Here is a 6,637-nt window from a genome sequence, read left to right on the forward strand (position 1 = left end):
GCTCTCGTTGCCGTTCACGTCCACTGCCGAGAGCTTGTAGTAGCCGCCGGCGGCGCCCGCGTCGACGTAGCCGGTGTCGCTGCGCGTGGCGATCAGATTGCCGGGCGAAGGCGTGAAGCCGGCAGAAGCGCCACGATACACGCGGTAGTACCAGAAGTCGGGCTCGGTGTTGCCGCCCCAGTGAAGATGCGTCGCGCCGCCGGCGTAGGCGCCGAGGAACGGCGCAGGCGGGGCGGGCGGCAGATTGTCGACCGAGTACCCCGAATCGGGCGGCGAATCGTAGAACACGCCGGGCGTGGCCGTCGCCGCGCGCACCATGAAGGTGGTGCGATGGAATCCCGACGCGTTCGAGTCGGCGAGCGTGGGAACGACCGCGAGGTAGGGACCGTCGGTGGTGGCGGCGATCGTGGAAAGGAAATCCCAGCCCGCCAGCTCGGCATGGGCGGGCGCGGCCGGCGTCACCGCCGGGGACGTGGCCACCAGCCGCGCCTCACCGCCCGGCTGCGCCAGGATCGCCGGCACGCCGCCGCGGCGATAGACGTAGTACTGGGTGATCGGCGTGGGTGAACCGTAGTAGTCGAATGCGCTGGCCGCGAACTGGAGTCGCACCTGACCGCCCTGGTCGGGGTGGATGTCGGTGATGCCGGTGATCAAGGGACCGCCGCTCGACGCCACGCGCAGGTTTCGCGCCGCCGAAATGCTGTTCAGGTAGCGGATGTTGTCGCCGTAGAAGGCGGCGATCGTCCGATCGCCGAGGAAGGACGCAGGCTGCGAGACGGCAGCTACTCCGTTGTGTACAAACGCGCCCTGCATGCGGGTCGTGCCGTCGCTGAAGTACACGATGCCGGTGTTGACCGGCCCGGCACCGGCGGGAACCGCCGTCACGTTTGCCGTATAGACCACGCTTCCGCCGACGATGGATGGGCTCGGGCTGACACTCAGCGTGAGCCGGGTGGGAATCAGGCTGGTGAGCAGCACCACCTGGTTGAAATTCGTGCTGACCGTCGCCAGATCGGGACGGCCATCGCCGTTCAGGTCGCCGATCGCGAGTCCCATGGGGTGCGAGGTTGAGGCGTAGACCGACTGCGGCCCGAATGCCCCGCTGCCGTTTCCGGAAAGCACCGAGATCGTCCCGGTTCCGCCGTTGACGACCAGGAGGTCCAGACGGCCGTCCCCGTCAACGTCGGTCAGCGCAACCGTGGTCGGATCGACGCCTGCGGGATAGTCGACGCGGGAAGCAAGCGTGCCGGTGCCGGTGCCGAGCAGCACGGAGACCGTGCCAGGAGTGACGTTGGCGGTCGCCACGTCGGGAATGCCATCCCCGTTCAGGTCGCCGATCGCCACCGAGGTCGGAGTGGTTCCAACCGCAAAGTCGGTCTTCGCGCCGAATGATCCGGCGCCATTGCCCAGCAGCACCGAGACGGTGGCGGCGCCATTGTTCGCGGTCACCAGATCCAGCCGGCCATCGCCGTTCAAATCGCCGATCGCGACTCCCGCCGAGCCCGTGCCGGTCGCGAAATCGGTCTTGGCGCCGAAGGTGCCGGTTCCGGTTCCGAGCAGGACCGAGACCACCGAGCCGCAGGGAGCCACGAGGTCCAGATGACCGTCGTTGTTGAGGTCGGCGGTCGCGATGCCCTTGGGCGCGACCGCGGTCGCGAAGTCGGTCTTCGCGCCAAGCCCACCGGAGCCATTGCCGAGCAACACCGAGAGATTCACCCCATTGTTGTTCCCGGTGGCCACGTCGAGCCGACCGTCGCCGTTGAAGTCGCCGACCGCGATTCCGACGGGACTCTGGCCCGTCGCAAAGTCGTTTCGCGGACCGAACGATCCGCCCCCCAGCCCGAGCAGAACCGAGACCGAGTTCGAGTTCGAGTTGGCGACCACCATGTCGATCCTGCCGTCACCGTTGAGGTCCGCGAACTTCACATCCTGGGGAAAACCGCCGGTGCCGTATGAGATGGTCGGAAACGGGAACGCCTCTTGGGCTCCCAGCAGCATGGAAACAGTAGCGGCGCTGTAGTTCGCGACCATGAGGTCGAGTGCTCCGTCGCCGTTCACATCGGCCGCGGCGACCGCCGTCGGGTACGCGCCCACCGCGTAGCTCGTGAACGCGCCGAACGCTCCGCTGCCGTTGTTCGCCAGCACTGAAACAACGTTGCTCGCCGTGCTGGTGGTCGCGATGTCCGGAAGGCCGTCGCCATTGAGATCGGCGATGCATATCGATTGCGCGTTGTTGGGCACGGTGTAGTCGACGTTCACATTGAAACCCGTTCCATTGTTCAACAACACCGAGACCGAGCTGGCGTAGAAGGAGGACGTCACGATGTCGGGAAGGCCGTCACCATTCAGATCGCCAAGCGCCACGCTGAACGGGGCGTTGCCGGTCGGGTACGATGTGAACGGGGCAAGCGTTCCCTGGCCGTTCCCCAGCAGCACGCTCACCGAACTGGCGTTGCTGTTTGCCACCACCACGTCGGGATAGCCGTCGCCGTTCACGTCGCCGGCCGCGACCGAAACCGGGTAGGTCGAAGCGCCGCACGGATAATCCACGCGCGGCGCGAACGTGCCATTGCCGATTCCCATCAGCACCGAGACGTTCTGCCCGTTGTTGTTCGCCACGACCAGGTCCGGATGGCCGTCCATGTTGAGATCGACGATGGCCACCCAGTAGGGAGTCGCGCTCGTCGCGTAGTCGGCGTTCGGGCCGAAACCGCCGGCGCCATCGCCCAACAGAACCGAGACATTATTGGCGGAAGCGTTCGTATACACCGCGTCGAGCCGGCCATCCCCGTTCAGGTCGGCCACCGCGAGACCATAGGTCCCGCTCCCGTGACCGTAGGCGTAGAAGGGACCGAAATTTCCGGCACCGTCTCCGAGCCTGACCATGATCCCGCCATAGTAGTTGGAGGTGGTGATCAAGTCCGGCGCATTGTCCTGGTTGATGTCGGCCATCACGAGCGCCGCGGGATTCGGGCCGACCGGGTAGTCCACGCGAACGCCGAGGCCAAATGCCATGGCCGATCCGGAGGCGAAGATCGTGAACAGGCCCGCGGTGAGGAGCGTGAGTGGAAGCGGGGGGGATTTCCAGGCGGAGCGGCGGACGGCGGACGGCATGGTGACTCCCGGGGAGGGTGTGGTGGGGTCGTCGCCGAGGAAGGACGGCCGGGGCCGACGCCCGGAGATGGGCCCCGACCTCATCAATACAGAACCTGCGAAGCGGGAGTTTGTCACGGTCCAGGGCCATCCGGTATCGGCTCTTGCGAATCAAGCCGGCTAGACTCCGACATGGTTGACGAAATTCTTGATCGCGAACGTCGGGCGGCTATGATGCGCCCGGCCGCGGAGTACCCCCCGCGCGTGGCCGGACCGGAGTTCGCGCCGTTACTCATTCGGGGAGGGGGAGCCATGCGCATTCGCGTTCTGATCACCGCGTCGCTGCTGGTCTTGGGGAGTCGAATGGCGTGGGCCGATTCCGCGCCCACCGACACCGTCGCTCTTGCACGAGTGATCGATCAGGTCCAGAAGGCTCTCGATCGCTATCAAGCCGAGAGCGGCGCGGAGAAGCTGCCTCCACTTGCCGAGGCCGATTTCGATTTCAAAGCCACATCGGCAACCACGGTCGGTGGGACGATCTCGCTCTTCATCTTCAAGATCGGGGCCTCCCACGAGAACGACGTGACCAACGAAGTCACGTTCACCTACAAGCTGCCGCCGCCGCTCATTGCGCTGGAAAAGGGACCGAAGCGCCCTCCGCCGCCGACTCTGGCCGACGATCTGGTCAAGACCATCAAGGCGGCCGCGCATGCCGTTCAGGGCTCGGCCACAGTGGGGAATCTCAAGTTCAGCCAGCTGACGGTCCAGCTGCAATACGGAGTGAAGGTGGAGGGCAGCGGGTCCGCTGGCCCCACGATTTCGATCGTGACGGTGGGACTCTCGGGCGACAAGAACAAGAACACCGTTCAAACTGTGAAGCTGGTGTTCGCCGACAAGAGCTGAGGGGGCAGCGATCCTTCGCGGGAACGCGCGAAGCCGGCGCGGGCGGATGCGCGCCGGCTTCAGCGTTTGCTGGAACTCACGGATCGGTGGAACCCGCCTAATGCGGCGCCGCGACCACCTTCCACTTGATGTTGCAGCCGATGCTCGGGTGCTGATCGGCGGCGGGCGCCGTTCCGGCCAGCACCGCGTCGAGCGCCGCGCGCAGGTCGCGCCCGGTCGCGACCGCTTCGGTCTTGGGGCGCGTCTCGTCCATCCGGCCGCGGTAGGCCAGCGCGCCCGTTGCGTCGAACAGGAAGAAGTCGGGCGTGCAGGCCGCCTGGAACGCCCGCGCCACCTCCTGCGAATCGTCGAACAGAAACGGGAACTTCCAGCCCTGCTCGAGCGCCAGCGCCTTCATGTGTTCGGGCGAGTCGTCGGGATACGCGACCACGTCGTTCGAGTTGATCGCGACGAGCGCCAGGCCGCGGCCCGCGTAGTCGCGCTCGAGGCGCCCGATCTCCGGCAGCACGTGCTTCACGAACGGGCAGTGGTTGCAGATGAACATCACGAGCGTGGCCCTTGCCCCGGCTAAATCGCGGGACGAGAGCATACGACCGCTCACCGCGTCCGGCAGCGTGAACGAGGGCAGCTGCGTGCCGAGCGCCAGCATGTTCGAAGGAGTCGCCGCCACCGGAATCAGCCCTCCACCTTGTAGATCTCGCGCTTACCCGAGTCGACGAGGTCGTGATAGCCCTTCATGATCTCTTCCATTTCTTTTTCCGCCGCAGCGTTCTTCGGATCCATCTGGCCCGCCATCATCTTCTCGAACGCTTCGAGGCTCGGCGTCTCCATTTCGGCGACCACCGTCCAGTAGCGCTCGGCGCTCACGTCGGTCATGACGCGCATCTTGCCCATGCCCATTTTCTCGCCGAGCTTGGCCATGGCGACGAACTTCTCGACCAGCGGGCGGACCTTGCCAGGCTTGCAGTACATCACCTCGCGAATCACGATCATCACTGCCTCCGAGGTCTGGGGTGCTCCAAAGGAACGGTGTGCAGCGCGGGGAAGGAGGCTACCACGGCCCGCCCCTCGATTTCCCGCGTCACACATTGTCACATTTCCGTTGCCCGTCTCCGGGCGCGGCGGGACAATTCCGGCACCCCACACAGGCTCCCGCGCCCGCCCGTATCGGTGCATCCGCCGAGCCCGGCCCCTGCCCGGCGCCACGTCGGCCCGGGCGTCTACTTCGTGCGGCTGAGCGCGAACGGCTTGCGCGCCGGCCGGGAACGTGGTGAGGAGGTAGTACGAGGGCCTTCCGAATTGCCGCAACGCTCGCGCTGCTGAGCTCGGCCGCCACCGCCGCGCGCGCCAGCCCGGGCGCGCCACCGGCGGGCTACGCGCTGGCGGTGATCAGCGCGGCGCTGCCCGACAGCCTGGTCGCCAACATCAGCCAGCTCGCCTTCATGCCCGGCGACGCCACGCACCTGTTCGCGGTTCGCCCCGACGGCGGCGACGTGATGCGCTACGACTTCGCGGCCGACGGCACGCTCTCGAATCCTTATCGCGTTGCGAGCGGACTCACTTACCCGCTCGGGCTCGCGTTTCGCGACGCCGATCTCTACGTGTCGGTCAATCGCGCGGGCGACGGCCGCATCGCGCGGCTGCGCGATCTCGATCACGACGGCTTCTTCGAAGACCGCGTCGATTTCGTGCGCGGCATTCCGCTGAAAGAGCACATGGTGGATCAGCTGCAAGTCCACGGCGCCTCGCTCTACGCCAGCATCGGCACGCGCTCGGACGGCGGGCTGCCGAGCTGCGAGCGGATTTATTGCGGCGTGATCGCGCGGATCGGCGACCTCGATCAGGTGGACTATTCGCCGGGCGCCAACGCGCTGCCCGATTCGCTCACCTTCATCAACTCCGCGGTTTCCGACGGTCTCCTGCGGCGCTATGCCTACGGTTTCCGCAATCCGTTCGGCCTGCGCGTGGATCCGATAGGCAACGTGTGGACGAGCGACAACGGGGCGAGCCTCTGCACCACCTGTTCCTCCTGCAATCGCTATCCGATCGACACGCCGGATTTCTTCTACGGGCCGGTTCCGGTCGGCGCGCGCGGCGAGTTTCCGCCCGCCGGCCAGCCGGGCGGCGGCGGAGCGACGCTCGCGCCGATCTCGAACCTCGGCTTCCATCCGGCGGTGACCGGTTTCGCGTTCGTTCCGAGCGGGCCCGATGCCGGGCAGATCCTGCTCGCGGAGTTCGGCCCGACCGACACCACGATCGTGATCGGGCGCGACGTGGCGAAGATTGATCCGGCTTCCGGCGCCGTTTCGCCTTTCATCGCCGGCTTTGCCGGGCCCACCGACATTCTGCCCGACGCCAACGGCCGCCTGCTGATCGCCGACTACCTGGCGCCGGCGATCTATCTGCTCACGCCCCCGGGCAACGTCGCCGTGCAATCGGAAGCTCGCTCCACCCGCGCGATCGAGATCCTCGCCATCGAGCCGAATCCGCTTCAGGTGGCAACCTCGGTGTTCTATCGCCTCTCTCAGTCCGCACGCGTCGCGATCGAGATCCGCGACGTGACCGGGCGCCGGGTCGCTTCGCTGCTGGACGCCTGGCAACCGGCCGGGCGCTCGCAGGTCACCTGGAACGGGCGCGATGC

At 66.7% G+C, this 6,637-nt stretch carries 5 protein-coding genes; 2 read left to right on the forward strand and 3 right to left on the reverse strand.

All coding sequences use genetic code 11. The features are described from left to right. Window positions 1-3,114 (reverse strand): VCBS repeat-containing protein (locus VMJ70_16080; GenBank protein ID HTO92650.1); only part of this gene is annotated, 3,114 nt, incomplete at its 3' end. Window positions 3,115-3,405: 291 nt separating this feature from the next. On the opposite strand from VMJ70_16080, the gene VMJ70_16085 reads away from it, so the two are divergent. Beyond that, window positions 3,406-3,996 carry a trypco2 family protein gene (locus VMJ70_16085; protein HTO92651.1) on the forward strand — a complete coding sequence of 197 codons (591 nt, stop codon included), beginning with the start codon at window positions 3,406-3,408 and terminating at the stop codon, window positions 3,994-3,996. A gap of 97 nt (window positions 3,997-4,093) precedes the next feature. On the opposite strand, the gene VMJ70_16090 is transcribed toward VMJ70_16085, so the two are convergent. Further along, window positions 4,094-4,666: a thioredoxin family protein gene (locus VMJ70_16090; protein HTO92652.1), complete on the reverse strand. Its 573-nt coding sequence runs from the start codon at window positions 4,664-4,666 to the stop codon at window positions 4,094-4,096. A gap of 5 nt (window positions 4,667-4,671) precedes the next feature. Further along, window positions 4,672-4,989, reverse strand: a complete 318-nt coding sequence (locus tag VMJ70_16095) for a hypothetical protein (GenBank protein ID HTO92653.1) — start codon at window positions 4,987-4,989, stop codon at window positions 4,672-4,674. A 392-nt stretch (window positions 4,990-5,381) separates the two neighbouring features. Between VMJ70_16095 and VMJ70_16100 the strand changes: the two genes are divergently transcribed. Beyond that, window positions 5,382-6,637 (forward strand): hypothetical protein (locus tag VMJ70_16100; GenBank protein HTO92654.1); only part of this gene is annotated, 1,256 nt, incomplete at its 3' end.

It is taken from the genome of Candidatus Sulfotelmatobacter sp. (assembly GCA_035498555.1).
GTDB lineage: Bacteria > Eisenbacteria > RBG-16-71-46 > RBG-16-71-46 > RBG-16-71-46 > DATKAB01.

What these genes read in the sequence shown, in the direction of transcription:
- VMJ70_16085 (HTO92651.1), top strand. Translation starts at nt 3,406, where the DNA reads ATGCGCATTCGCGTTCTGATCACCGCGTCGCTGCTGGTCTTGGGGAGT.
- VMJ70_16095 (HTO92653.1), bottom strand. Translation starts at nt 4,989, where the DNA reads ATGATCGTGATTCGCGAGGTGATGTACTGCAAGCCTGGCAAGGTCCGC.